Below are 25,489 nucleotides of genomic sequence, written 5' to 3' on the forward strand. Positions count from 1 at the left end.
ATGCGGCAAATCAGAATGACAATGTTGCGCGGGCGTAGTAATAGCCACCGAGCACGCCCAGCGGGCCAGAGTTGTCGTAAGCCCCCGTGTACTGCGCCAGATTCGCGGCGCTGCGCGCCTCGCGCGGCAGCTGGTTCGGTTTCTGGTCAAAGACATTGTTGGCGCCCACGGTCACATTGATGCGCTTGCTGATGTCGTAGCCGACGCTGACATCCGTCACGAAGGCCGCTTTCAGCTGGTAGTCGCCGCCCGTGGCGGCGTTCAGGCGCTTGAGCTTGCCGTAGCGCGTCTCGCGCAGGTTGAAAGTCCAGCCCGCTTTTTCGTATGCCAGCGTGAGAATTTCCTTGTCGCGCGGAGCCCGGTACAGCAAGTCGTACTCGGCCGATTTGCTCAGGGTGCCGATGTTCGGCAGCCCTTGCAGCACGGCGGGAAGGTCCGCCTTGCCCACCAGGCTCGTGTGGTTGAAATTCGCCGCCGCCGTCCAGCGCAGCTTGCCGTCGGCCACGCGCAGCACATCTTCCGCCGTGAAATCGACGCCGCGCGTGCGCGTGTCGCCCACGTTGGCAAAGTAATGCGCGACGAGGCCATTGCCCACTGTCAACCCAGCCGAACGCAGCAGGTTTTCAATGACGCCCGCCTGCGCCGCCGTCAGTGGCCGGCCGCTGCCGTCGAGCGCCACGCCCGAGCTGCGGTCGATGCCGATGTTCGACGACACGCCCAGGCGGTCGCTGACCTTGATTTGATACGCATCAACGGCCAGGCGCAGGGTGGGCGTAGGATTGAAGGTCAGCCCGGCGGACAGGTTCGTCGACTTTTCCGGCTTCAACGCTTGCGCGCCCAGGGCCCGCGCAGCGGCCGAATTCGGCTGCGCCAGGGTATAGGGCACGCCCGCATGGTCGGAGGTGTTCGAATATGATTGCGTCACCAGGCTGGGGGCGTGGAAGCCGTTGCTGACGGTGCCGCGCACGGCCACGGCGGGCGTGACGTCATAGCGGGCCGACAAACGGCCCGTCGTCTTGCTGCCGAAATCGGAGTACTTTTCGGCCCGCAAGGCCGTGTCGAGCAGCCATTGCGGCGTCAGTTTGGCGCCCAGGCCGATATACGCCGCATAGCTGTGGCGGGCCGTGTCGGATGCATCGACGGGCAGGTAGCCGGCCAGGGCCGACGAGCCGCTGCCCTGGTACGACGCAGGCTCGCCCGGGCTGCGTTGCTGCGTTTCATGCGAATACTCGAGGCCGACGCTGAGGTCGGCCGGTTCCCTCAGGCCCAGCTGCACGGGGCGGCGCGCGTCCGCATTCGTCGTCGAGCGGCTGTAGCGCTGATTGCCGATATCAAAATCCGTCTTGCCTCCCGGATAAGCCAGCGAGTAGTTGGCCGAGTGTTCCACGCCCACGTCGATAGCGTCGCGGCCATACGTCGTGCTCAGGTCCCAGGACCAGCCGGCCGTCTCGCCCTTGATGCCGCCCGTCAAGGAAAAGTCGTTTTCGCTCGTCGTTTCATACGGCGTGAAGCCGTCGGGATACACGGCCAGCAAGCCCTTGTTGTTATTGAAAATGGTATTGGGCAGGCGGAAATTCTGCGCCGAGCGGGCATTGCGGTGCGCATACGTGCCGAAGCCATACAGCTGCACCTCGTTCGACACGTCATAGCCGAGGTTGGCGCTGAGCGAGGCGGTCGTGCTCTGCGGCACACCCGTATTGCGCCAGGGATTGCTGTTGCGCGTTGCTTCGGCCGGGTTCGGCGAGGCGCCGGCCGGCAAGCTGTTGTTCGCTCCCAACTTCACCAGCTGGCCATCGCTGTTGCGCACGGCCGGATACGACAGGTAGCCGGGATTCAGGCCGAAATTGCGCACGGCGATGCCCTGGCGCTGGACTTCGGCGCCGAAGTGGGCAAAGCCGTGCTCGCCCAGGCGGGTGCCGCCATCGATGCGCGCGGAACCGTTGCTGCCGTCGCCCGCATAGGTGGAGCCGAGCTGCGTGCTGAAGCTGCCCTTGTCATCGGCTTTCAGGATGATGTTGATGACGCCGGCGATGGCGTCGGAGCCGTAGATGGCCGAGGCGCCGTCGCGCAGGATTTCCACGCGGGCAATGGCGCCCGTGGGAATCAGGGCCAGGTCGGTGGCGACGGAGCCGGGAAAACCATCCTCATTGACGATGGCCGTCGTATGCCGGCGCTTGCCATTGACCAGCACCAGCGTATGCGACGGGTCGAGGTTGCGCAACTGGCCGGCGCGCACGATGCTGCCCAGGTCAGGCTGCACGCGGGCCGGCAAGTTAAACGATGGCAAGGCCGTGTCCAGCGCATCAAGCAGGTTCAACTTGCCCGTCGCCAGCAATTGCTGCGCGCTGATGACGTCGATGGGCGCGGCGCTGTTGGCCACCGTGCGGCCCGTGCCGCGCGCGCCCGTGACGATGACGGCGTCGAGCGGGGCGGCGGCCAGCGCCGCAGCGCCATCCGGCGCCGCCTGCGCATGGGCCGCTCCGGGCGCCGCCAGCACGAGCACGGCCACCGAGACGGCGTGCGCCAGTTGCCGCAAGCGCGGTGCAGGATCTTGCTTGTGAATCAGTTCCAGCATACGAAAACATCCTTTCAAAGTCATCAGCACAGTGGCTGCAGACTAAAGGATGGCCAAACAAACAAGAACGAATGGTTTCGTATTTAGATATTTCGTTTTGGCAACTAACAACAGTGCGGCGGGACGTCAGGGAGCGGGCGGCGCGGTGGCCAGGCTCTGGTCGAGGCGCTTCCAGTAGTCGCGCTCCAGCCTGGCCGTATCGATTTCGCGGGCCGCGTCATTGAAGCGCTTTTGCTGCGCCGCGCCGTCTGGCGTACGCTGGAAGCACACATGCACGGGGCGCTCCTTGAACACCGTGTCGACGATGGCGATGCGGTCCCGCTCGGCCTTGCTGAAATTACGCCCCATCAGCAGATGCTGCAACACGTGGCGCTCGATGACGATCACGCGATAGCGCCTGATCAACAGTTTTTTCAGATTCGTCGCGTCGTTCAAGCCCTCTTCCGTCTTCAGCTCGCCGCGCGCCACCATGCCATCGAATTGCTCCCCGTTCGAATAGCCGGCCACGGTGCCGATGCGCAACTTGCCCAGCTCGGCCAGCGTGGCGCCGGGGGCGCCATCTTCCTTCAGGTAGGCCAGCACGCTGTGGGTATTGCCAACAGAAACAGAAAAATGACAGAGTTTTTCCCGCTCGGGCGTGCGCCAGACGGCCAGCAGGCCAGCGTAGCGGGGACTGGCCAGGCCGAACTGCATCGCGCGCTTCCATGGGAAATACTCATACTTGACCACGTAGCCAAGACGCTCGAAGACGGCGCTGACCATGGCGCCCGACATGCCGTCGGCAGGCAGGCTGGCGGAAATGAACGGCGGCCAGTCTTCCGCGGCAAAACGCACGATGCGTGTAGCGGAAGCGCCGGGCGCCGCCATGGGGGAAGCCGCCTGGCCATGTGCAAGGGCAAGCGAAGATGATACGAATAAACAGAAGGGCAAACCAACTGTCCGAAGGAAACGCATGCTCTGCTCCTATGGCCCGGCGCGCTCCGGCTGACAGGCGCGCATACAGGACTGGCGGTCGGCTTTCTTGATCTTTCTTGATAAAAATCATGCTCCCATAAAAAAAAGGAAATGCAAAGTTGTTTATTTGCACTTTGACATTCCTACGGGAAATAAAATACGATTGCGGCGCGTCCGCAACAGGCAGTCGCGCCGCACGCTATCCCCTGCCGGGAGGCAGGTTTTTACTTGTGCGCGCGCCGGATGGCCGATAATGGCGTTTTACCGTGGAAGAAGACCGTGCCGCACCCTGCCCCTCCCTCACTTGCCGACCAGATCGAAGACCTGCTGCCGCAAACGCAATGCACCAAATGCGGCTACAACGGCTGCCGCCCGTATGCGGAAGCGATCGCTGCCGGCAGCGCCGACATCAATCAGTGTCCGCCCGGCGGTGCGCACGGCATCGTGCGCCTGGCCAACTTGCTGGGCAAGAAAGTCATTCCGCTCAATCCCGTCAACGGCCTCGAACGTCCGCGATCTGTCGCCTACATCGATGAATCGCTGTGTATCGGCTGTACCCTGTGCATCCAGGCCTGTCCCGTCGACGCCATCGTCGGCGCCGCCAAGCAGATGCATACGGTGGTGACCAGCCTGTGCACGGGCTGCGACCTGTGCGTGGCGCCCTGCCCCGTCGACTGCATCGTCATGTACCCCGTCAGCGGCGACGCCACGGGCTGGGATGCCTGGAGCCAGGCGGAAGCGGACGACGCGCGCGCGCGCCATGATTTCCGCGCGCAGCGCCTGCGCCGCGAAAGCGAGGAAAACGAAGCGCGCCTGGCCGCCAAGGCCGTCGCCAAGATGCGGGAAGTGACGCAGGAAACACCCGTCACGCCCGACGAACAGGCGGAAAAGGAGCGCAAGCGCGCCATCATCGCCGCCGCCATGGAGCGCGCGCGCGCCAAGGCCGCCGCCAGCACGGATACCGCCCCGCCAGCCCCCTCGACACCGGAAAAAGACGCATGAACGCCGCCAAACGCCTGGAAATCTTTAAGCGCTTCCGCGCCGCCAACCCGTCCCCGAAAACGGAACTCGACTACACGACGCCGTTCGAGCTGCTGATCGCCGTGCTGCTGTCGGCGCAGGCGACGGACGTGTCCGTCAACAAGGCGACGCGCCTGCTGTATCCGGTCGCCAATACGCCGGCCCAGATACTGGCCCTGGGCGTCGACGAGCTGGCCAGCTACATCCGCACCATCGGCCTGTTCCGCACCAAGGCCAAGAACGTCATCGCCACCTGCCAGATCCTGCTCGAGCAGCACGGCGGCGAAGTGCCGCGCGACCGCGCCTCGCTGGAAGCCTTGCCCGGCGTGGGCCGCAAGACGGCGAATGTGGTCATGAACACGGCGTTTGGCGAACCGACCATGGCGGTCGACACGCACATCTTCCGCGTCTCGAACCGCACGGGCATCGCGCCGGGCAAGAATGTCGATATTGTCGAACAGAAACTGCTCAAATTCGTGCCCAAGGAATTCCTGCACGACGCCCACCACTGGCTGATCCTGCACGGCCGCTACACGTGCACGGCGCGCAAGCCGCAATGCTGGAACTGCATGATCGCCGACCTGTGCGACTACAAGGACAAGTCGCCGATGCCGGCCGTCGTATAGGCAAAAAAAAACGGCCCGCGAGGGCCGTTTTAGCAGGTCACCGCCGCAGGCTGGCGCCTACAGCAAGACCATATTGTCGCGGTGGATCAGCTCATGGCCTTCCATGTAACCGAGAATCGCTTCGATCTCGGTGGACGGCTTGCGCATGATGCGGCGCGCTTCGCCGCTCGTATAGTTGGACAGGCCGCGCGCCACGGGCATGCCATCCACGTCGACGCAGGTGATGACGGCACCGCGGCCGAACTCGCCATTCACGCCCGTCACGCCGATCGGCAGCAGGGACTTGCCCTCCTGGCGCAGCTTTTGCACGGCGCCCGCGTCGAGCACGACGGCGCCGGCCGTATGCAGATGATCGGCCATCCACTGCTTACGTGCCGTCAACTGCCCCGTTTGCGCCCGCAACTGCGTGCCGATCGCTTCGCCCTGGGCGAGGCGACTGAGCACGTCACTGTCGCGGCCCCAGGCGATGATCGTATGGGCGCCGGACTTGGCGGCGCGCTTGGCGGCGAGGATTTTCGTCAGCATGCCGCCACGGCCCAGGCTGCTGCCTGCGCCGCCGGCCATCGCTTCCAGGGCCGGGTCGCCCGCCACGCCTTGCGTGATCAGGCAGGCGTTCGGGTCCTTGCGCGGATCGGCCGAAAACAGGCCATGCTGGTCCGTCAGGATGACCAGCGCATCGGCCTCGATCAGGTTGGCCACCAGGGCGCCCAGGGTGTCGTTGTCGCCGAACTTGATTTCATCGGTGACGACGGTGTCGTTTTCATTGATGATGGGCACCACGCCCAGGCGCAGCAAGGTGGTCAGGGTGGAGCGGGCGTTCAGGTAGCGTTCGCGGTCGGCCAGGTCGGCGTGCGTGAGCAGCACCTGCGCCGTGCCGAGGCTGTGGGCGCGGAAGCTGCTTTCATAGATTTGCGCCAGGCCCATCTGGCCGACGGCCGCGCAGGCCTGCAATTCGTGGATATCGGTGGGACGCTGCTCGAAACCGAGGCGCAGCATGCCTTCGGCGATGGCGCCGGAACTGACCAGTACCACTTCCTTGCCCAGCGCGCGCAAGCCGGCGATCTGCGCTGCCCAGCGGGCGATGGCGGCATGGTCGAGCCCGCGGCCATCGTTGGTGACCAGCGAGGAGCCGACTTTGATGATGATGCGGGTAGCGTTTTGAATCACGGAATCCATGGGGCGGCGCTCTTCACTTTATAGACGTCAGCGCGCAGGACGCAGCAGCAGCAAGGCCAGCCCCGCCGTCAGCTCGATTGCGCACATGAACAACACAAAACCCTGGGGCAAGCCGAAGCTGATGGCCGCGAACAGACGGCCGGCGGGCTGCGCCAGGACCAACATTGCAGTGATATCGCCGAGGATGGGCGGTTCGCCCTGCCGTGCCGCGAACAGCGCCAGCAGCGCGGTAGCGCCCCAGACACCGACATGGGAAGCGTAGAACTGGCTGTAGCCGTTGACGCCGTTGAGAAAGATGCCCATGCCGGCCGCCATCTCGTCGGCGAACAGCAAACAGGCGACCGCGCTCAGCCCGTAAGCATACGCGATCAGATGCAATACACGGCGCTGCCACGCTTGCTTGCGCGCGGGCGCGACAGCGATCGTCTGTACCGGCATCAGGGTAAGGCTCTTAGTCGAGAATCTTGAAACGCGGGTCATCCGGGTCGATCGACGAGATACCGCGTGCTTCTTCGGTCATCTGCGTTTCTTCGGCACGGCTTTCGCTGTGTTTCTTCTCTTCCAGATGTTGATAAATCGCATTGACCAGTTCCGGGCAACCCTGATGGTTCAGCGCGGAAATCTCGAAAACGGGACCTTTCCAGGCGAAACGCTTGAGGAAGTCCTTGACGAGCTTCTTGCGCTCTTCTTCCGGCACCATGTCGAGCTTGTTCAACACCAGCCAGCGCGGCTTGTCGACCAGCGACTCGTCGTACTTTTTCAGCTCCTTGACCAGCGCCTTGGCTTCCTTGACAGGATCGACGTTGGTTTCAAACGGCGCCAGGTCGACGATGTGCAACAGCAGGCCCGTGCGCTGCAAGTGGCGCAGGAATTGATGGCCCAGGCCCGCGCCTTCGGAAGCGCCTTCGATCAAGCCGGGAATGTCGGCGATCACAAAGCTCTTCTCGTGCGACACGCGCACCACGCCCAGGTTCGGGTGCAGGGTGGTAAATGGATAATCGGCAATTTTCGGGCGCGCGTTCGAGACGGCCGAAATAAAGGTCGACTTGCCGGCGTTCGGCATGCCCAGCAGGCCCACGTCGGCCAGGACTTTCAGTTCCAGGCGCAGTTCGCGGCGTTCGCCTTCCTTGCCCTCGCCTTTTTGGCGCGGTGCGCGGTTGGTCGAGGACTTGAAGTGGATATTGCCCCAGCCGCCTTCGCCGCCCTTGGCCAGCAGTTCGATCTGGCCGTGTTCGGTCAGATCGGCGAGGATTTCGCCGCTCGCGTTGTCGATGATCAAGGTGCCGACCGGCATGCGCAGGTGGATGTCATCGGCGCCCTTGCCATAGCAATCTGCGCCACGGCCAGGCTCGCCATTGCGAGCCTTGTGCATTTTGGAGAAACGGAAATCGACGAGCGTGTTGATATTGCGGTCGGCGACGGCCCAGATGGACCCGCCCTTGCCGCCATCGCCGCCATCGGGACCGCCGAAAGGCCGGAATTTTTCACGGCAGAAAGATGCGCAGCCGTTGCCGCCATCGCCCGCGATGACTTCGATTTTTGCTTCGTCGATAAACTTCATAATTTTGCCGCCATAAAACTAAAAAGGCTCTACCTTGGGCAGAGCCTTTCGATTGAAGGCTTGCGCCTTACATCATGCGATCATGGCGGAGCGAACTGGCGCTCCGCGAATGAATTACGCTGGTACTGCTTCGTTTGGTACAACGGTCACGAATTGCTTCGAGCCGGCACCTTTGACAACGAACTTCACTTTGCCAGCGATCAACGCGAACAGAGTGTGGTCCTTGCCCATGCCTACGCCTTCGCCGGCGCGCACTGGGGTGCCGCGTTGACGAATGATGATGCCGCCAGCATTGATAGCTTGGCCGCCGTAGACTTTAACGCCCAGACGCTTTGATTCTGAATCACGGCCGTTTCGCGTTGTGCCGCCGCCTTTTTTATGTGCCATTTAAGACTCCTTGATAGCTGATTATGTAGACAAACTGCGTCAAACAGCGGCGATTAGCCGTTGATCGAAACGATTTGGATTTCGGTAAAATTCTGGCGATGGCCTTGATGCTTCTGGTAGTGCTTACGACGACGCATCTTGAAAATTTTGACCTTATCATGGCGACCATGCGCCACAACCGTAACCAGTACCGTTGCACCTTCGACCAATGGCGCACCAAATTTAATGGTGTCGCCCGCGCCTACTGCGAGAACTTGATCGATGGTGATTTCGGAACCAATGTCTGCCGGTATCTGTTCTACTTTAAGTTTTTCGCCAGCGACAACTTTGTATTGTTTGCCACCGGTTTTTATGACCGCGTACATGATTTGAAACCTCATCAAATGTTGAAAGAATTTGTCCCACTGTCACGCAAAGCAAGCCGTACACAACAGGGGGAACCAGCGATTATACACGGACTGAGAAATTGCGTCAAAAACTATTCACAAAGCTTGACGATCGTGGTATGTCGACAACCTGGACACGATGTCAGGCTTGCGCAAGGCGGACAGCAAAACGCGCGGCAATGACAATCAGAACAATCAATTGCTCTACAGTCATAGGCAAACGTCACGCACGCGCAAGCCATGTCGTATAATCGCGGCACCCACAATCTATTGCAGGTTCGCCTTGTCTGACGCTAACAAACACGTTAACCAACACACCATCGTGCAAACGATTGCTGCCGATATGGACGCAGTCAACACGGTGATCCGCCAAAAACTGCATTCCGATGTGATTCTGATCAATCAGATCGCTGAATACATCATCAGCGCAGGCGGCAAACGCATCCGCCCCGTGCTGATCTTGCTGGTGGCCAACGCCCACGCCTATCGCGGCACGGCGCACCATGAACTGGCCGCCGTGGTCGAATTCATCCATACCGCCACCCTGCTGCACGACGACGTCGTCGATGAATCGTCGATGCGCCGCGGGCGCCAGACGGCCAATGCCCTGTTCGGCAATGCGGCCTCGGTACTGGTGGGCGACTTCCTGCACTCGCGTTCGTTCCAGCTGATGGTGTCGCTCAATAATATGCGCGTCATGCAAATCCTCTCCGACGCCACCAATGTGATCGCCGAAGGCGAAGTGCTGCAGTTGCTGAACATGCACGATCCGGACGTGACGCAAGAAAGCTACCTGAACGTCATCCGCTCGAAGACAGCCAAGCTGTTCGAAGCCTCGGCGCAACTGGGCGCCCTGATCGCCGGCGCCAGCGAAGACGATATCGAGGCGGCTGCCGAATACGGCCGCTCGCTGGGCACGGCCTTCCAGCTGATCGACGACGTGCTCGACTATGCCGGCGACGCCGCCGAAATCGGCAAGAACGTGGGCGACGACTTGCGCGAAGGCAAGCCGACCATGCCGCTGATCTGGCTGATGGAAAACGGCACGCCGGAACAGCGCGAACTCGTGCGCAGCTGCATCGAGCAGGGCGACGAACAGCATTTCGACGCCATCCTGACGGCCATTACCAGCAGCGGCGCCCTCGACTACACGCGCCAGCAGGCGGAAATCGCCGGCCAGCGCGCCGCCGACGCCATCGCCGGCTGGCCCGACAGTGTCTACAAGCAATCCATGCTGCAACTGTGCTCGTTTGCCGTGGACCGCAATCACTGATCGCGTTTGACCTGCATCAATAAAAAAACGGCGCCGATGGCGCCGTTTTTATTACTGCCGTTCATGCTCCATGGCCGCATTCGCCAATTCCTGCACGATGGCCGGTGCCGCTTCCAGCCGTTCGCTGTAGCGGCTGCCCAGGTAATCGCGGCGGTCGCGCACGAGCAAGGTAAATTTGTACAGCTCCTCCATCACGTCGACCAGGCGCTCGTAATACGGCGACGGCTTCATGCGCCCGTCATCGTCGAACTCCTGGTAAGCCTTGGCCACCGAGGACTGGTTCGGAATGGTGACCATGCGCATCCAGCGCCCCAGCACGCGCAAGCCGTTGACGGCATTGAACGATTGAGACCCGCCCGACACTTGCATCACAGCAAGAGTCCGGCCCTGCGTGGGGCGCACGCTGCCCGTTTCCAGCGGCAGCCAGTCGATCTGCGATTTAAAGACGCCCGTGACGGCGCCATGCCGCTCGGGGCTGCACCAGACTTGCCCTTCCGACCACAGCGACAGTTCGCGCAACTCCTGCACTTTCGGATGCTCGGGCGGGACGCTGTCGACCATGGGCAAGCCGTGCGGGTCGAACACGCGCGTGTCGGCGCCGAAATGGCGCAGGATGCGTTCCGCTTCCAGGGTCAGCAGCTTGCTGTACGAGCGCTCGCGCAGGGAACCGTACAGCAGCAAAATGCGCGGCGCGTGCGTGGACACCTTGACCGGCGCCAATTTATCCAGGCTGGGCACGTCCAGGTGCGCGGCATTGATATTCGGTAAGTCGTTCATTCAGGCCACCGGCTTGCCGTCGGCGCCCACCACGGCCTGGCCGTCTTCCTTGGTAAACGCGCCTTGCTGGGGCAATGGCAGGATTTCCAGCACTTTTTCCGACGGCCGGCACAGGCGCACGCCCAGTTCCGTGACGACGATGGGGCGGTTGATCAAAATAGGATGGGCTTGCATGGCGTCCAGCAGGGCCGCGTCGGGCAAGTCAGGATTGGCCAGGCCCAGCTCGTCGTACAGGGCGCCCTTGTCGCGCATGGCCGCGCGCACGGACAGGCCCGCACGCTTGATCAGGCCGGCCAGCTCCTCACGCGAGGGCGGGTTCTTCACGTAATCGATAATGACGGGCTCGACGCCTGTGTTGCGGATCAGGGCAAGCGTGTTGCGCGAGGTGCCGCAGGCCGTGTTGTGATAGATCGTGATCGTCATGTCGTAGTTTCCTTCGGTAAAGTAGTCAGGTCCGGCACGCAGCAAGGCGTGCCAGCGCAGCAATTCTCGGTCAAAAAGGCCAGCAAGCCGTTCATGCCCGCGTAATTGGCCGCATAGATGATGGAACGCCCTGCCTTGCTTGCCGTCACCAGATTGGCATGCGCCAGTTCCTTCAGGTGAAACGACAGCGACGACGGCGCGATGGCCAGCGCGTCGGCGATTTTCGTCGCGGCCATGCCATCGGGCCCCGCCTGCACCAGCAGGCGGAACACGGCCAGCCGCGATTCCTGCGCCAGCGCGGCCAAGGCGGCGATGGCGCCGCCGCTCGTCAGTGCAGCCAGCTCGGTCCTTGTGGTGTTTTCATTTTCCATATTTCAATAATAGTCGAATTATTGAATCATTTCAAGCGACGGCTCCTGGCGGCGTCTCTTACGTAACCCAGCGCACCGACCGATATGCGCAATCGGTCTACCTTGATGAAAAATCACTGCGATCGGCATCACCATGACACGCTCGACACTCCTGAACATGCTCGGCTGGAGCCTGGCCGCCCTGCTGGCCCTGATCGCTCTCCTCGTCATCGTCGTGCTGACCTTCGACTGGAACCGCGCCCGGCCTTACATCAACGAGAAAGTGTCGGAAAGCACAGGCCGCAGCTTCGTCATCGGCGGCGACCTGCAGGTGGCATGGAAGCAAGGCCTCAAGACGGAGCCGGGCTGGCGCCGCTATGTGCCGCGCCCTGTCATCAGCGCCCAGGATGTACGCATGGGCAACCCGGACTGGGCCACGGCCGGCCCGCAACTGGCCAGCGCCAGGCGCATCGACGTGGCCCTCCACCCGCTGGCCCTGCTGCAGCACAGGCTGGTACTGACGGACCTGGCGCTCGACGCACCGCAGATCGCCCTGCAGCGGCGCGCCGATGGCAGCAACAGCTGGACCTTGAAGGACAATGGCCCGTCGGCCTGGGAAGTGGACATCCAGCGCATGGCCTTCGCCGACGGCGCCATCCGTTATCTGGACGAGGGCATCGCGCTGGACGTACAAGCCAAGGTCAGTTCGACGGCGCCCGATGCCACGCCGGGCGATGCGCACGGCAATGCCCCTGTGCACAAATACGGCATTGCATTTACCCTCAGTGGCAGCTACCGCAAGGCGCCCGTGACGGGCGGCGGCAAGGCGGGCGCCGTGCTGTCATTGACCGACAACAACACTGTCTATCCCGTGCAGGCCCACGCCGTGCTGGGCAAGAACAAGGCCGGCATCGATGGCACCCTGACGGACCCGCGTTCGCTGTCCGGCATCGATCTGCAGCTGAACCTGGCGGGCGCCAGCATGGCCGACCTGTATCCATTGACGGGCGTGCTGCTGCCGGAAACGCCGGACTACGCCACCAGAGGCCGCTTGCTGGGCAAGAAGGATGGCAGCAGCTGGAACTGGACTTATCAGAATTTCAAGGGCACGGTGGGCCAGAGCGACCTGGCCGGCACCCTGCAATATTTGCCGCGCCAGCCGCGGCCCCTGCTGCGCGGCGAAGTGACGTCGCAGCAGCTGCGCCTGGAAGACCTGGGCCCCACCATCGGCGCGGACAGCAATGCGCAAAAACAGGCGCGCGGCAAGGCGCCCGTGCAGCCAGACAATAAAGCGCTGCCCGTGGAACAGTTCAATACGGCGAAATGGGATGCGCTCGACGCCGACGTGAAATTTACCGGCAAAAAACTGGTGCGCACGCACGATATCCCGCTCAACGATATCGTCGCCCAGATCCACATGAAAGACAAGGTGCTCAGTTTGACGCCGCTCAACTTCGGCATGGCCGGTGGCGACATTACCTCGAACATCACGCTCGATGGCCGACAAAAGACCATCGCCGCGCAAGCGAAGGTAGCGGCGCGCCACCTCAAGATACGCGAACTGTTTCCCAAGCTGCAATCGATGCAGGCGAGCTTCGGCGAAGTGTATGGCGACGCGGCCCTGACGGGTCACGGCAACTCCGTTTCCGCCATGCTGGCCAGCGCGAATGGCGAGCTGGCGGCCACCGTCAGCGAAGGCTCCGTCAGCCAGTTCATGCTGGAACTGGCCGGCCTGAACCTGGCCAACGCCGTCTTCGTGAAAATCTTTGGCGACAAGCAGGTGCACCTGAACTGCCTGGCCAGCGATTTCGCCGTCACGAATGGCCAGGCCGACGTACGCCGCTTCGTGCTCGATACGGACACGGCCGTGGTGAACGTCACGGGCAACGTCAACCTGGCAAGCGAAACCCTGAACCTCGACGTGCGCCCCCGCACCAAGGGCGCCCGCATCATCACCCTGCGCACGCCGCTGTACGCGAAAGGCACGTTCAAGCACCCGGACGTGGGCCCGCAAAAAGGCCCGCTGGCCCTCAAGGCGGGCGCCGCCGTGGCCCTGGCGACCGTCGTCACCCCGCTGGCAGCCCTGCTGCCCTTGGTCAACGTCGACAAGGCCCCCGACACGGACTGCGCCGCCGTCATGGCGCAAGCGAACGCCACGCGCAAGGCCCCCACCTCCCCGGCGACGCATGCGCCGGCAAAAAAAGTGAGCGAAGCGGAAATCAAGAAGGCGCAACAGGAAAAGAAATAGACCTTGATGCAGCCGCTTGCAACCCACTCCGCCATCTGCTGTAATGAAGGAAAGCGGGGTGTGGCTCAGCCTGGTAGAGCGCTGCGTTCGGGACGCAGAGGCCGGAGGTTCGAATCCTCTCACCCCGACCAAGAATTCCCTTATAAATCAAGGGTTTTTCAGGTTTCGACAAATGTGGTTTTGACAGTTCTTTTCCCTTTAGTGGCAAATTAGTGGCAAAGCTTGCGGTTTCGCCGCAAAACATATAACCCCACGTCAATAGACTCTGCTCCATAACACCTAGGAGCGCAGTCTCATGGCATCTATTGAAAACCGGTCCCGCTTCATCGTCACTGTTCAAAATCGCGAAGACCTGACCCAAACCTTCGCTTACAACCGCGAGAAGCAACTGAAGCTCTACCTCGCGGAGCTGAAGGCAGGCGGCTACAAACCGAAACTGGAGCGCACCGACGACAGCTTCGCCATCCGCATGCGCGAGGCCGGCCACCGCCCCCAATGCCTCTATGCGCTTAGCGAAAAGGAGGCCATCGACATCAAACAGCGCCTGGAATTAGAACGCCGCAACGGTCTGTTCGTGGACTATGCCAAGGGCCGCAGCGTGACATTCGCCGACCTGCTGGCCCGATACCTTCGCGAGGTGTCTCCCCGTCACAAAGGCTTCGAGGTCGAAGGCTACATAATCAATGCCCTCTTGTCCGATGCAGGGCTTCCGCGAGTGGACATCGCCCAGGCATACGCCGACCATAAGAATCCGCACCCTAGCCTAGAAGGCAAGACGTTCCGCAAGCCTTCGGGCAGGAAAATGCGCGTACCGTCACCTGCTTCGTGTTTCATTCGCAAGCCCTTCGCGGATATAGTGCCAGACGACTTCAACGATTACATCGATGACCGTTGTCAGTCAGTGGAGGCGCCCACCGTGGACCGGGAAATAGACTTGTTCTCGGCCGCTTGTCGCATGGCTATCGACACCTGGCGCATTCCCGTCGCCAAGAGTCCGATGGACGGCATCATGCGTCCGAAGTATTTCAATGAGCGTGACCGACGCCTGAAAAATGACGAAGAATCGCGCTTACTGAGCGCAACATATAATGAGGACGCTCAGAAATCCATCGAACAGCGTCTTGAAGAACTGATGCACTGTGAACGCGCGGCCTCAACTGAAGCGGCCACCAAATATCGACGCAAAAATATTATCAAGGATGCGCGCGCATTGCATTTGCCTGAGGCTGAGGCCAGCTATTCACATACGCCTTGGCTGGAGGCCTTTACCCAGTTCCAGCTTATGACCGCTGCGCGCCGCAGCGAAACTATGTCGCTGACCTGGGACAACATCGACTTCTGCCAGCAGACAGCATTTATCCCCGAGTCCAAAAATGGACGCCCTCGCAAGCTGGCGTTACGCAAGGATATGATTGAGTTGCTCCAGAAGTTGCCGCGCGATGGCGAGAAGGTGTTTCCGATGAGTCTGGACGCGCTGCGTAAGGCGTGGATGCGAATCTGCGAAGCCGCCAGCTTGGTGGGTGATGATGAGCTTCGTGTGCATGACCTTCGGCACGAGGCAATTTCCCGCGTCGCTGACGCGGGAGGCACACTCCCCGGTGGGTTCTCGTTGGTTGACCTGCAGGCGTTCAGCGGACACCGCGACACGCGTATGCTGCTTCGCTATACCCATCTGTGCATGCCCAGCTTGGCAAAGCGACTGGACGAGGCGTTTGCTGATAAAAGCCAAACCGTGGTGCATCGCGGGCAACGGCGCCTGAAGAAAGGCGCGCAGTTGAGCATGAAAGACTTAGCCAACGCACAGCCGACACAATCACCCGCGTTGATTGTCGCGTCGGAGCCACAGGCGCGGCCATGCAACGTAGTGCCGTTCCGCCCCCGCGCCGCAGCCTGAGCAACAGGTCCGGTAAGACGAGGGCTTCGCAAGTGCCCTCGTCTCTTCAGCAATGTGCTGCTACTTCAACTTCGTGCTGTAGGAGGAGCAACGGCTTTTCACCGAGTTAGCTTACGAAACACCTTTCCCCACCGGCCATCTCCAATGTCCCTACGCGAGCTCATCTACGAACTCCATCTGCCTGCAGCCCCCCCTCCAACAATGCCATCAAGGGTATGCATTTCCATGCATACAGAAAATTGCGTAATGGATGGCGCGCCAATGTGCTGGCGGCGATTGGGGGCAAGGTGCCTGCGGCACCAATTTCCAAATGCGCGCTGGAAATAGAACGGTACTGTGCAGGCAGCTTGGACTGGGATAACGCCTATGGCGGCTTGAAGCCCCTTTGGGGTTGCCTCGTGGTGCCGAGCGCGCGTAATCCGGGCGGACTGGGGCTGATTGAGGATGATAGCCCCAAGTTCACGCCTGAGGCACCACGCGTACTCCAGTTGCCGGCAAAAAGAGGAGCAGGCTACGCGGTCGTGCGCATCTACGCCATTAGCTAATTGGCCGCTGGCGATGGCGCCTGCATTCTACGTTAAGGAATCGCGCGGCGAGATTTTCTGAGACGAATCAGCTCGCGAACATCATCCTCTGGCCCTGTATCGGTGAGGGTCAATTGTTCAAAGCTACCGGATGTTGTGCACTGACGCACAATTTCAACCGGCTACTCAGCGGACGTTGGTCACAGCAATCACCGCATTATTGTCGCTAGCGCCTGTTCGTTCATACCGAATATTCTTGCAGTGTGTCAAAATAGACAGATTAATGGCGGAGAAACTATGCGTAAAATACACCTGAATTTCTTGCAGGACTCCGACCGCGCGCTGACCGTGCTCGTCACAGTGCCCGTGGCGCTCATGTTGGTCGGATTTGTCGTTGCAGTCTGCGCAATCCTAGGCGAACACTCGTCGCCGTTCTAGCCTCCAGGCAGCGTATACATCGTGTTCAGACATTGACGCGCGCGAAGCGAAACGCGTCAGTTCATTTCTACAATACCTGGCGCCGGACCGGCTTGGTAGGTGCTACAACGCCTCCTACAGCTCCCTCGCGGCCGGTGGGGAACCTATGGTTTATTTCTTCTAAGAACCAATTCACCTTCCACTTCGCTTCCATCTGGCATTTTCACTTTACCTTTCACTTCAATATCGTAATTATTATAGAGCGCGAAAATCAATACTGAACCAACGCCCAAAACGACTATTGCAGTTAAAGATGAACCACCAACAGCGAAAGCAGCCACCCCTGCAGTTAGGCCAACTGGATTCCAAAAATTCGTAGCAGCAACGCCAGCCCCAACAGTAGCCGCCACCATTGCAGCGCGAGAGGAATATTTTACGATTTTAATATTTTTAGCCAATGAGCTATTAATGACAACTATTTCTTCCACATTTCGCTGAAGTGCTTGTTTCAATTCTTCCTTACTTGACACAACTGCATAATTTTTCATGATTTTACCGTAGTAATATGGTTCGAATGTATGCTAATTCCGTTTACTGCCAACCTGGAACGCGAACGACAAAAGCAGTGTTCATCAGCACATGCAAGCCGGCTCTAATTTAATAGCCCCATCTACCAATCAGCGAGGATGAAATTCTTCCAAACTTATCTTTTTCCCTATGCTCATGTTACATTGCGCGTATATTTAAATCGATTGAACCACTTATCCCCTTGGAGACACTATGACGTCGTATGCAGAGTATGTTGAACAAATCGCAAAATTGCAATCCCTGGCCGAGGCTGCCCGCAAAGATGAAATCAGTGGCGCAATTCAGAAAATCAAGGAACTGATGCAGCTTTACGGAATTACCGTGGAGGACCTCGCCGCAGGAAGTCGTGCGAAGCCGGCAAAAGCCAAGGGTTCGGTTGCGCCACAATTTAAGAACCCTGAAACGGGTGAGACCTGGACTGGCCGTGGCCGTGCGCCACGCTGGCTTGATGGCAAGGATAGGGATGCATATCGGATTGCGAACTAAATTCGATTAAAAGCTGGCGTAGCCAAGAAGACCCTGCATGCCCTGGCCGCGATTTTGACCAAGAACAAAGCGTTTTGGACTTCGTACCCCCAGTCCATTTGATGGTTTTCGCAAAGCATCTTCTGCGTCGATTACCTCGCCGGTTCGCACGAGCTCAGGTAACTCGCGCTTAAAGTGTTTGAAATAGCATTCGGCAATAAAGACTCGAAGCGGGAGCCTCCATCTTTGTTTCCCCTCGGTGGAAAAGGAACCGAATTTCTTTAGATTCAGTCCCAACTCGTGAGCCATCTGAATTTCCGCACCGCTCAGCCTGAACCGAGGCCGCGCATCAAACCAAGGATTAAGTTGTAGCCGAATTTTAGTCATTCAAATCGAATTCGTCTCGAGGTCAAAAATAGTCGGTGGTCGTGCCAAATAAGGGCCGTGGTGACTGCTCGCGCTCAACACCGCTGGACTCGGCGTACATGGTAACGGGACACAAGCACGCACCACTTTGGCTTAATATCCAAAGAATATTTTCTTAATAAATGACTCTATAACGAAAGAAGCGATGATAAGTAAACTTAGCAATGTACTTTTGAGTGTCGACGATGTCATTCCTGGTGACGTAATTCTTTTACGGAATCAGACGTGGTGGAATTTAATTCTAAAATTTTTGAAAATAAAAATAGAAATGCTTTCGGCGTAATGGCGAGAGATTTATCTTATTATCTTTGAGAGTCCGTTAGAGAGGTCAAGCTAAGCCAAACGCAGGGAAGATTAAACTCCCTGCATCCATTCTCCCACGCGAACAGCAATTTCTTGAGGGATTCTGCCTGATATAAGATTTGCCACACTAAACCGCTTATCGTCCTGGATACTATATTTTTTAAAAAACCGTTCCAACAGAGCTTTTCCGTGAATACGGCGAGAAATAGCGAAGACTCGTTGCTCGACGGTTCCTTGAGGCAAATCAAAGGCTTCAATTTTTTGTTTCCAAGAGGCGTAATCAGCAAACTCTTGAGCGCTGAAAGCTTTGAATGGTCCAGCGTGGAGCAGTTGCTCGAATGCTGCGCGGCTATCTACCTGAGAACCAAAACCATCACCAATTTTTGCCTTACCGAGCGAATGCAGCAAAGCGTTAGCTGCGGCATGAGCAACAAGAATATCGCAGTGCGATAAAATTTCAACCATTACTTCATCAGCTGGGCGGCGGCCATCTCCCCTTGTCTTCGAATTAACACGCTCCTGCTCCCAGGCAACAGCATCAATCAAATAGTTTTCCAGCTCCCATCGCAATGTATAGTAAATATTAGGGTTTCTATTTTTATTTTCAGAGAGAAATAATGCATCGTCAGGCATACAAGAGAGTTCTGAATCCTCAACTGCGTCGCGGTCAATTAATCCGTAAGCCTGGATGCCGGCTGCACGCTGATGCAACACATTACGTTCAACGCCAGTGCAGCCCGGGAGCGGAACTGGTCCAGATTCAGAAAGCTTGAAGACCGCCTTATCGGCGATTCCCGCAAACCAGTAATTTTTATAAACTCCAAGGTCATCTTGGCCCTCTACAAAAATTTCAACGCGGTTGGCATAGCGGCTTCGAATTTGCGCCGTCGAGAGACCTCGGCCACGTATACTAGCCATGAACATCCCCTTCAAAGCTACGCTTAAGGAAGGCTACCTCTTCTTGGATTTTCTGCGCTCGCTCCTCCTCCTCTGGACTCTCCAAAATAGCTGCAGATTTTCGAAGGCCTTTCTCCTCGACTTCTATGGCTAACGAATCTATTATTTCCATAGCGTGACTAGCAAGATACACACACAAGCCAGCATTTCGATGGAGCATTTCCTTTAATCTAAGGGAAATCCGCGAGCGCCACTGAGTATGCAAGTGGGCGTCAACTTCATCAATAATCAGTATTGTATTCCGGGTCATGTGAGCCCCTACCCGAAGGAAAATCTGCATCAACGACTTTTCACCACTACTCAGCTGGTCCAGGCGATATGGCTGAGAGCCGAGCGTTCGAACCTTGGCAACCAGCTCATTACGATTAGGAATCCCCAACAACTCTTTATCAGAATCGGCAAACATGAACTCATTTACGAATTCCAATGCTGCATCGTATCGACCATCGTCCAGCCAAAGCATCCACACGAGTAGATTATCCAAGGACTCAGTCCAACTGCGGCCCTCTTGGCGGAACACATGCAATGGGCGGTAGTTCCAGTCAGTGGGCGGTTCAATTGCCCTACGCTCGGACGAAGGCAACTTCACGATATCACGATAGGCCGGGAAATAAATCATCGTGGGCGCAGATAACGGAGAATTAGCAAACGCCTCCACGTTCTCTCCGACACTATCTGCAATCCATGAAACGAATTCCTTAGACCAGTTATCGGCCATACCTGCCCAGCGGAAATCACTACTACCTCGTCTGATGACGCTTACGTTATGCCAGCTATCGGCCCGTACCTCGAGTAACATATCCTGAGACCAAGGCTTGAACCAGACCTCCGATTCAGCACGGCCCCCAAATATAGAAAAGACAACGGTGTGTGAAACACCTTCGCTGGCATACGAAGCCCGGAAATCGAGCTGAGCGCGGCCCTCTCCTGCATCCAAAGGCTCAAATCCAAACGGATTCGCGGGACGCTCTGGATGGTTACCTAACACCCCCATAAGCGCGGCCATAGTCTCAAGAATATGGGTTTTACCGCGCCCATTTCCACTCAGAAAAAGAAAGTAGTTACTGGGCTCACCGGGCTCATCTCTGAAGTCGAAGTATTCGACCCTATCCTGAAAAGGGCCAATTCGCTCCAATGTGAGCCCCAGCGGTACAAACTCTGTCAATATAAACGAATTGTCCATGTCTTTCTTTTTAAGAGCGCCGACCCGAAATTATTGATTTAATATCCGAATTATCCACGAATGCACACTGCACTCGCTTCACTTCCTCACCTACAATTTTCACAAGCGCATCGCCCTGCCCAAGCAAGAGTTCAGCACCAGAATCGTCCAAGATAATCCGCGATTCGGAAGATTTTTGCACACTCAAAGCTACTCGGCTTGGGACATTCGTTCTTAGCAGACCACTCAGCGTCACGCTATCAGGCCTTTGTGTTGCCAATACCAGATGTATCCCACTAGCACGCCCCTTTTGAGCCAGCCGAACTAACGGCATTTCCGCCTCGGGGTGTTGCATAATCAAGTCGGCCAATTCCTCCACGAAAACTACATGATAAGGCGGTGCATCAGTCCTTTGTTTTCTCCATTCCAGGAGGTTTTTGAACCCCAGTTCTGCAAGCTTCGCTTCACGTTCGCCCATCTCCCTCACGATATCTTCAAGATGTTTTTTGGCAACTGTCATATCCGTGATTGGGCTTTCAGGTGTAAGGTGAGCCAATCCTTTGTACACGGCAAACTCGACCTGTTTGGGGTCGATGAGCGACAATTTCAATTTATCCGTTCCGCTCTTCACAAGTAGCGAACAAATAATCGCATGCAGGGTCACGCTCTTACCGCTGTTCGTAGTACCTGCCACCAAGAGATGCGGCGCCTGGCACAAATCGAACTTGACTGCCGCACCCGTGGGGTCAACACCCAGACAAACGCCTAGTTGTGCTTGTGACTCGTCGGGGACTTCATTGGAAATTTGGCTCCACGTAACTGTATGCCAGGCATCCTTAGGCTTCGGAATGTGTGCGGTAACAGTTCGTGGCGTACCTGGCAAAGAAAACGAAATAGGGCCCGTGCCCAGAATAAGTGCCAGATTTTCATTTGCCTTCTGTAGGGCACGAAGCTGTGTTGCATCAGCCAAAACCAAATCAAAACTCTGTAGACGCGGTCCGTCGGTTCGCTTAGCAATTTGCGCCGCGATACCCAACTCCGTCAGAGCAGCCATTAGTGGCCCACTCAGGTCCGTCTCGACCGCGTCCGGAACTTGGACGCGGCTCAGCAATTCCTGATACAGAAATTCGTAGAAATTATGAGTTTCACGCCAGCCTGTACGAATCTCCGCGAGTCCCCGCCGAATATGGCGTTGGAGCAAACGACCAAATTCATCGTGTGCCGCATCAAATAAGTCCAAGTCATGATAAACAGATAGAACTGCTCTATACGAATCCTCGTAATTGACCTCAGGTTCTTTCCCGAGCAACTGCTCCCAAGCGTATTCGCCACCCCGTGGACGATAATCATCGTAGTCTTCAGACGGGGGCTCAGAGCGCGCAAATGACAAAGCCAAGGCTAACCGCAGGGCTTTCCACTTCGGCTCCCGGTCTTCTGCAAGAAGACCTTTTCTTAAGATTTTTCGGACGAGCAACTCATCTTCTTCACTTATGTAAACCTTGCTCATTGAACGGCTCCCGCTGCTTGGTGCATTGATACCCCTGACGTTACGATAGTCGAATCGCCTTTAGGATTGCTCAAGCAGAATTCACCAGCAATGAAAGGTTTGAGTAAAGCGTACTTTGCAGCATCGAGCTCGGAATCTGTAGGCAAAACAATTACCTGTTCCGCCGCGGCTGGGTAGAACTTAGTAATCAACAGCTTTTGGTGTCCGGCATCGATACGAGCTAAGGGCGTATCGATTACGACCGGACATGGCATCCCAGCTACATCCTTTAGCGCCCAAAGAAACGACTGCGCTGCGAGTTGCTTCATACCGGCAGAAATATTTCCCATACCAACGGTTTTTGCATCTGAATCCAAGTAATTAATCTTATAATCGTCGTCAAAGACAATACTTTGAATTAACGAATTTGAATCCATTAGCACTTTAAAATGCTCATTCATTTTTTGCTGTATTTCTGTCTGGCGCGCTTGCTTTAGCGCACCTCGGTATAATCGAATTCCGTTCAGAGCCTTCTCAGCTATTTCGACTCCAACTTGATTTCGAGTCGCCTCACTAACTTTTCGTTCTTGAACATTTACGTCAGTCTTCAATTTTTCAATTAAACGACCAGCCGGATTGAGACTCTCTTTAAGGGAACCGATTCTTTCGCGAATCTTTTCAGATTGACCAGTCAAATCGGCGATTTCTGAACGGCGTGCCAGCTGCCGCTCACGCTCGGTCTCAGGAAGTGAACTTAGGTCATCGAGCTGCGCTGAAAGTGCTAACTCATCCCTAGAAATTTTGATTATGTCTCGGAGCTGCGAAGTGTAAGTTTCACGCACGACCCCATTGGTAGTATACGGGCGAAGCACGGACTCAATCTTTCTAGCCCTTTCAACACTAATTCTCCAAGCACCTTCATCATTTGAGGCGCTAGCCAATTCGATTTCCGACTCAATTAATAGCTCGGCTTTTTGTTTTAAGAATTTAGTCTGCGACTCAGTCAATTGCTGCTTTGGATGTTGCGGTTCGTCGAACAATCTGGATGGTAAGCGAGAAATAATTGCACGCAGCTCTTCAACCAACTCCGCTTTACCCTGGGAGCTATCTTTTATTTTAGCTATGGCTGCGGCAAGAAGCTTAGGATGACATACTAAGGGAGCAGCACCAGGGAAAGAGTCTATAAATAAAGCAGTTTTAATCTCCAAGTCGCTTTTTTTCTCTGCAATTTGTGACTTCACAATGCTTTCGCTTTGCTCATTCACGGCCGCCCGTGAAGTGTTCAGACGCTTTTCAAGTTCTTTCATTCGACGTTTGAGGTCAACATCTTCACGTTCGAAGTTATCAATCTCAAGTTCAATTTGAGAGCGCTTGGACCGCTCCACTTCATATTGCCCACGAAGTTGCTCTAATCGCAGCTGCTCTTGACGAGCATTACTGTCCCGGCGAAGTTTTTGAAGAACGCGGCTTAGATAATTATCAGCTGTATTAATAGAGGTAATATCAAGCAGACGCTCGACTTGTTCCAATACGGCCTCAGAATTACTTTCTGCAATTTTTTGGACCTGCTCAGCATCGTATATAAAAAAAGGAACTAACGACCGGGGAAGTCGGCGGTTCAAAAACTCTTGCCGTTGCTCTCCATCATCGAGGACATCTTCGTCAGTTACAAAACTCGGCTGAATTACCAAAGTCTCTACAATCGTGGAGGTTCCTTCCAATGACCAGGACCTGGTTGCGATGACCGTTCCTCTCGCTTCTTCCCAAGTTACAGAGATACTACATTCCATTTCTTTGGCTGCGAGAGCCTTGCGATTGAATACACCCTCCCACTCTGCGCCACGGCCGAGCATGTATTCTCGCGAAGTGTATTGTTTTCCTTTTGAAACGGTTCGCAATTCAGTATCACCGCTGCCGACAAAAAATAATATCAGCGAATTAATGAAACTAGTCTTACCAAATCCATTTCTACCATGAATCAGAATGACATTTCGGCCTTCTTTGTTCAAGCTCGGAAAATCAAAAACGCCTTCACGGTAGGAAAACAAATTCTTTATTGTAATATTTTTAAAAATCATGGGGCGGCTTGCTCCACCTGCTTCGCAGCTAAAATCAAAGTTTGTTCGAGGTCGCGTTCTAGGCCTGTTTTAGCGCCGTATATCTCAAGCGATGACCATTTATTTTTCGTCAGATGTAAAATAGCATGCAACAACTCAGCTGGTACGTCCGCTTCAAGCGCCGCAGTCTCCAAAAAATCAATCGCAGACGCCTTTACCGCTTCTTCCGGATGTTCAAGGTAATCGGTAGTCAGGGTACGCCCAAACTTTTTCGCAATATTTAAGACTTCCGCCTTTGTATAATCAAATTCCACGTTCCAAATTCGCTGAATATTAGTGAGGTCCTCAGTAGAAATCAACTCCCACCCAGCTTGTTTTTCTGTTTCTAACAGTTCGTGCAAAATTTGTTTTCTGGCTTCGCCGGTAAAGGGACCTGTCCCTGGCGTTCCGTCCCGTTTGACAGGACTCCGCATTCCCTCTGCGTCCCTATATTCAATTAGGTGTGTTCTGAATGTGTTGAGTGGTTTCATCCACTCTTCACCAGTAGCAATAAATCCTTCCATGGATTTATCCTGCTTTACTACAGTGCATGTCCAACAGCCGAAACGACTCCCCCCGCAAGAAGGTGTATTCAAGTCGAAGACCACTGGGCATTCCCCGCCATTTGCCTGACGATACAATTGAATAATCTTATCGTGGTTACCACCCCAAGCAGGGGGATTGGAATATAGATATTCCCACACTTCATCAGTTGACCACGAAACAATAGGTTTGAACACCATCGCGTCAGGTATCTCGTGATGCGGATTCAAATTTCGTTCACTATTCGTGAACGACTGAATTGACTGAGCACGCAAGGAGCTTTCATCCATACGTGAGCCCAGTAACAAAATCACGCTTCCGCTTTTTGCGACAATCGTATCAATCGCACGTCGTGAAGGTTTAATTTTCATATTGCTCGTGCACCACCGGAACCAGCGGCTAGGAGGCGGGTAACCTTTACCGATTAATTTTGCCCAGAATCCTTCGTCCATATCTGGGAAAACTAGCTGAGTGTGCAAATTCAGGTTGCGTGCACGTGCTGAAGCCTCAATGCGCTTCATTGCATCCATGACGTACTCGGATACGATAGGCGCTTCTACCTTTGTATCACTCGACAGCACATAGACTGGCTTTTTTGCAGCAGGCCCAAGCTCGAGCAACAACTCCATCACAAGTTGGAGAACGAGAGTCGAATCTTTGCCTCCAGAGTAGGCAACGACCCACGGTCGGTTATCGGCTTCATATTGCTCACGAAGCAGTTGTTTGGTTTCGTCGATGTTGTTCAAAATTCTCTCACTTCCAGCCTGGCAGATGTCGCCTATAAGCTCGCTTACGTCATCACTTAATGATGACTATCTATTGTACCTTGACAACTGTTTTGTCAATTGCTTTCATGCAATTACTACACATCC

General features: G+C 56.5%; 24 protein-coding genes and 1 tRNA gene. 8 read left to right on the forward strand and 17 right to left on the reverse strand.

The features are described 5' to 3' along the window. Nucleotides 1-10: 10 nt before the first annotated feature. Both AC07VI_RS10500 and AC07VI_RS10505 read right to left on the reverse strand, forming a co-directional pair. On the reverse strand, nucleotides 11-2,575 hold the full coding sequence (locus AC07VI_RS10500; protein ID WP_492992698.1) for a TonB-dependent receptor plug domain-containing protein: 2,565 nt from the start codon (nucleotides 2,573-2,575) through the stop codon (nucleotides 11-13). Nucleotides 2,576-2,701: 126 nt separating this feature from the next. Then, nucleotides 2,702-3,442, reverse strand: a complete 741-nt coding sequence (locus AC07VI_RS10505; RefSeq protein WP_492992696.1) for a substrate-binding periplasmic protein — start codon at nucleotides 3,440-3,442, stop codon at nucleotides 2,702-2,704. A 330-nt stretch (nucleotides 3,443-3,772) separates the two neighbouring features. On the opposite strand from AC07VI_RS10505, the gene rsxB reads away from it, so the two are divergent. Both rsxB and nth read left to right on the forward strand, forming a co-directional pair. Next, a complete protein-coding gene (gene rsxB, locus AC07VI_RS10510; RefSeq protein ID WP_099374732.1) occupies nucleotides 3,773-4,531 on the forward strand; it encodes an electron transport complex subunit RsxB in 759 nt (252 codons plus the stop codon). Beyond that, nucleotides 4,528-5,175: an endonuclease III gene (gene nth / locus AC07VI_RS10515; protein WP_086145146.1), complete on the forward strand. Its 648-nt coding sequence runs from the start codon at nucleotides 4,528-4,530 to the stop codon at nucleotides 5,173-5,175. Before rsxB ends, nth begins: the two co-directional genes overlap by 4 nt. Before the next feature lie 57 nt (nucleotides 5,176-5,232). On the opposite strand, the gene proB is transcribed toward nth, so the two are convergent. The 5 genes from proB to rplU all read right to left on the reverse strand — a co-directional run bounded on the left by proB (nucleotide 5,233) and on the right by rplU (nucleotide 8,664). After that, nucleotides 5,233-6,351, reverse strand: a complete 1,119-nt coding sequence (gene proB, locus AC07VI_RS10520; RefSeq protein ID WP_086145145.1) for a glutamate 5-kinase — start codon at nucleotides 6,349-6,351, stop codon at nucleotides 5,233-5,235. A 27-nt stretch (nucleotides 6,352-6,378) separates the two neighbouring features. Then, nucleotides 6,379-6,789, reverse strand: coding sequence for a hypothetical protein (locus AC07VI_RS10525; RefSeq protein WP_086145144.1), 411 nt, complete (start codon nucleotides 6,787-6,789; stop codon nucleotides 6,379-6,381). Between the two features lie 13 nt (nucleotides 6,790-6,802). Continuing rightward, nucleotides 6,803-7,912 carry a GTPase ObgE gene (gene obgE / locus AC07VI_RS10530; RefSeq protein ID WP_086145143.1) on the reverse strand — a complete coding sequence of 370 codons (1,110 nt, stop codon included), beginning with the start codon at nucleotides 7,910-7,912 and terminating at the stop codon, nucleotides 6,803-6,805. 114 nt (nucleotides 7,913-8,026) lie between these two features. Then, nucleotides 8,027-8,299: a 50S ribosomal protein L27 gene (gene rpmA, locus AC07VI_RS10535; protein WP_070219281.1), complete on the reverse strand. Its 273-nt coding sequence runs from the start codon at nucleotides 8,297-8,299 to the stop codon at nucleotides 8,027-8,029. A 53-nt stretch (nucleotides 8,300-8,352) separates the two neighbouring features. After that, nucleotides 8,353-8,664 carry a 50S ribosomal protein L21 gene (gene rplU / locus AC07VI_RS10540; RefSeq protein WP_038500602.1) on the reverse strand — a complete coding sequence of 104 codons (312 nt, stop codon included), beginning with the start codon at nucleotides 8,662-8,664 and terminating at the stop codon, nucleotides 8,353-8,355. A 304-nt stretch (nucleotides 8,665-8,968) separates the two neighbouring features. On the opposite strand from rplU, the gene ispB reads away from it, so the two are divergent. Continuing rightward, entirely contained in the window at nucleotides 8,969-9,958 is a 990-nt protein-coding gene (gene ispB / locus AC07VI_RS10545) for an octaprenyl diphosphate synthase (RefSeq protein WP_086145142.1), read from the forward strand. A 51-nt stretch (nucleotides 9,959-10,009) separates the two neighbouring features. On the opposite strand, the gene arsH is transcribed toward ispB, so the two are convergent. From arsH to AC07VI_RS10560, 3 genes are read right to left on the reverse strand one after another with little or no spacing between them, the layout of a single operon-like run. Further along, nucleotides 10,010-10,735 carry an arsenical resistance protein ArsH gene (gene arsH / locus AC07VI_RS10550; protein WP_086145141.1) on the reverse strand — a complete coding sequence of 242 codons (726 nt, stop codon included), beginning with the start codon at nucleotides 10,733-10,735 and terminating at the stop codon, nucleotides 10,010-10,012. Then, nucleotides 10,736-11,158 (reverse strand): arsenate reductase (glutaredoxin), encoded by a 423-nt coding sequence (gene arsC / locus AC07VI_RS10555; RefSeq protein WP_086145140.1) that lies wholly within the window; start codon nucleotides 11,156-11,158, stop codon nucleotides 10,736-10,738. It abuts the gene before it with no gap. Next, nucleotides 11,155-11,529: an ArsR/SmtB family transcription factor gene (locus AC07VI_RS10560; protein ID WP_086145139.1), complete on the reverse strand. Its 375-nt coding sequence runs from the start codon at nucleotides 11,527-11,529 to the stop codon at nucleotides 11,155-11,157. Before AC07VI_RS10560 ends, arsC begins: the two co-directional genes overlap by 4 nt. A gap of 133 nt (nucleotides 11,530-11,662) precedes the next feature. Between AC07VI_RS10560 and AC07VI_RS10565 the strand changes: the two genes are divergently transcribed. From AC07VI_RS10565 to AC07VI_RS10580, 4 genes are all read left to right on the forward strand, one after another. After that, nucleotides 11,663-13,756, forward strand: a complete 2,094-nt coding sequence (locus tag AC07VI_RS10565; RefSeq protein ID WP_086145138.1) for an AsmA family protein — start codon at nucleotides 11,663-11,665, stop codon at nucleotides 13,754-13,756. Nucleotides 13,757-13,810: 54 nt separating this feature from the next. After that, nucleotides 13,811-13,887: transfer RNA gene (locus tag AC07VI_RS10570), tRNA-Pro, on the forward strand. Nucleotides 13,888-14,051: 164 nt separating this feature from the next. Then, a complete protein-coding gene (locus tag AC07VI_RS10575; RefSeq protein WP_492992690.1) occupies nucleotides 14,052-15,650 on the forward strand; it encodes a site-specific integrase in 1,599 nt (532 codons plus the stop codon). 215 nt (nucleotides 15,651-15,865) lie between these two features. Next, nucleotides 15,866-16,195, forward strand: a complete 330-nt coding sequence (locus AC07VI_RS10580; protein WP_492992688.1) for a hypothetical protein — start codon at nucleotides 15,866-15,868, stop codon at nucleotides 16,193-16,195. Nucleotides 16,196-16,755: 560 nt separating this feature from the next. Here the strand turns inward: AC07VI_RS10580 and AC07VI_RS10585 are convergent. After that, the gene (locus AC07VI_RS10585) at nucleotides 16,756-17,139 is read right to left on the reverse strand and encodes a PM1101 family membrane protein (RefSeq protein ID WP_492992686.1); all 384 of its coding nucleotides are present in this window, start codon (nucleotides 17,137-17,139) and stop codon (nucleotides 16,756-16,758) included. A gap of 232 nt (nucleotides 17,140-17,371) precedes the next feature. Between AC07VI_RS10585 and AC07VI_RS10590 the strand changes: the two genes are divergently transcribed. Further along, nucleotides 17,372-17,665, forward strand: a complete 294-nt coding sequence (locus AC07VI_RS10590; protein ID WP_492992684.1) for an H-NS histone family protein — start codon at nucleotides 17,372-17,374, stop codon at nucleotides 17,663-17,665. Nucleotides 17,666-17,671: 6 nt separating this feature from the next. Here AC07VI_RS10590 and AC07VI_RS10595 read toward each other — a convergent pair whose 3' ends face one another. From AC07VI_RS10595 to dndC, 6 genes are all read right to left on the reverse strand, one after another. Continuing rightward, entirely contained in the window at nucleotides 17,672-17,953 is a 282-nt protein-coding gene (locus tag AC07VI_RS10595; RefSeq protein ID WP_494808787.1) for a hypothetical protein, read from the reverse strand. 471 nt (nucleotides 17,954-18,424) lie between these two features. Further along, entirely contained in the window at nucleotides 18,425-19,291 is an 867-nt protein-coding gene (locus AC07VI_RS10600; protein WP_492992680.1) for a hypothetical protein, read from the reverse strand. Then, nucleotides 19,284-20,513, reverse strand: a complete 1,230-nt coding sequence (locus tag AC07VI_RS10605) for an AAA family ATPase (protein ID WP_492992678.1) — start codon at nucleotides 20,511-20,513, stop codon at nucleotides 19,284-19,286. Before AC07VI_RS10605 ends, AC07VI_RS10600 begins: the two co-directional genes overlap by 8 nt. Before the next feature lie 10 nt (nucleotides 20,514-20,523). Beyond that, nucleotides 20,524-21,999, reverse strand: a complete 1,476-nt coding sequence (locus AC07VI_RS10610; RefSeq protein WP_492992676.1) for an FtsK/SpoIIIE domain-containing protein — start codon at nucleotides 21,997-21,999, stop codon at nucleotides 20,524-20,526. Beyond that, a complete protein-coding gene (locus tag AC07VI_RS10615) occupies nucleotides 21,996-24,056 on the reverse strand; it encodes an AAA family ATPase (protein ID WP_492992674.1) in 2,061 nt (686 codons plus the stop codon). Before AC07VI_RS10615 ends, AC07VI_RS10610 begins: the two co-directional genes overlap by 4 nt. After that, a complete protein-coding gene (gene dndC / locus AC07VI_RS10620) occupies nucleotides 24,053-25,363 on the reverse strand; it encodes a DNA phosphorothioation system sulfurtransferase DndC (protein WP_492992672.1) in 1,311 nt (436 codons plus the stop codon). Before dndC ends, AC07VI_RS10615 begins: the two co-directional genes overlap by 4 nt. Nucleotides 25,364-25,489: the final 126 nt, after the last annotated feature.

The sequence above is a fragment of the Janthinobacterium sp. GW821-FHT03A03 genome (assembly GCF_059421435.1).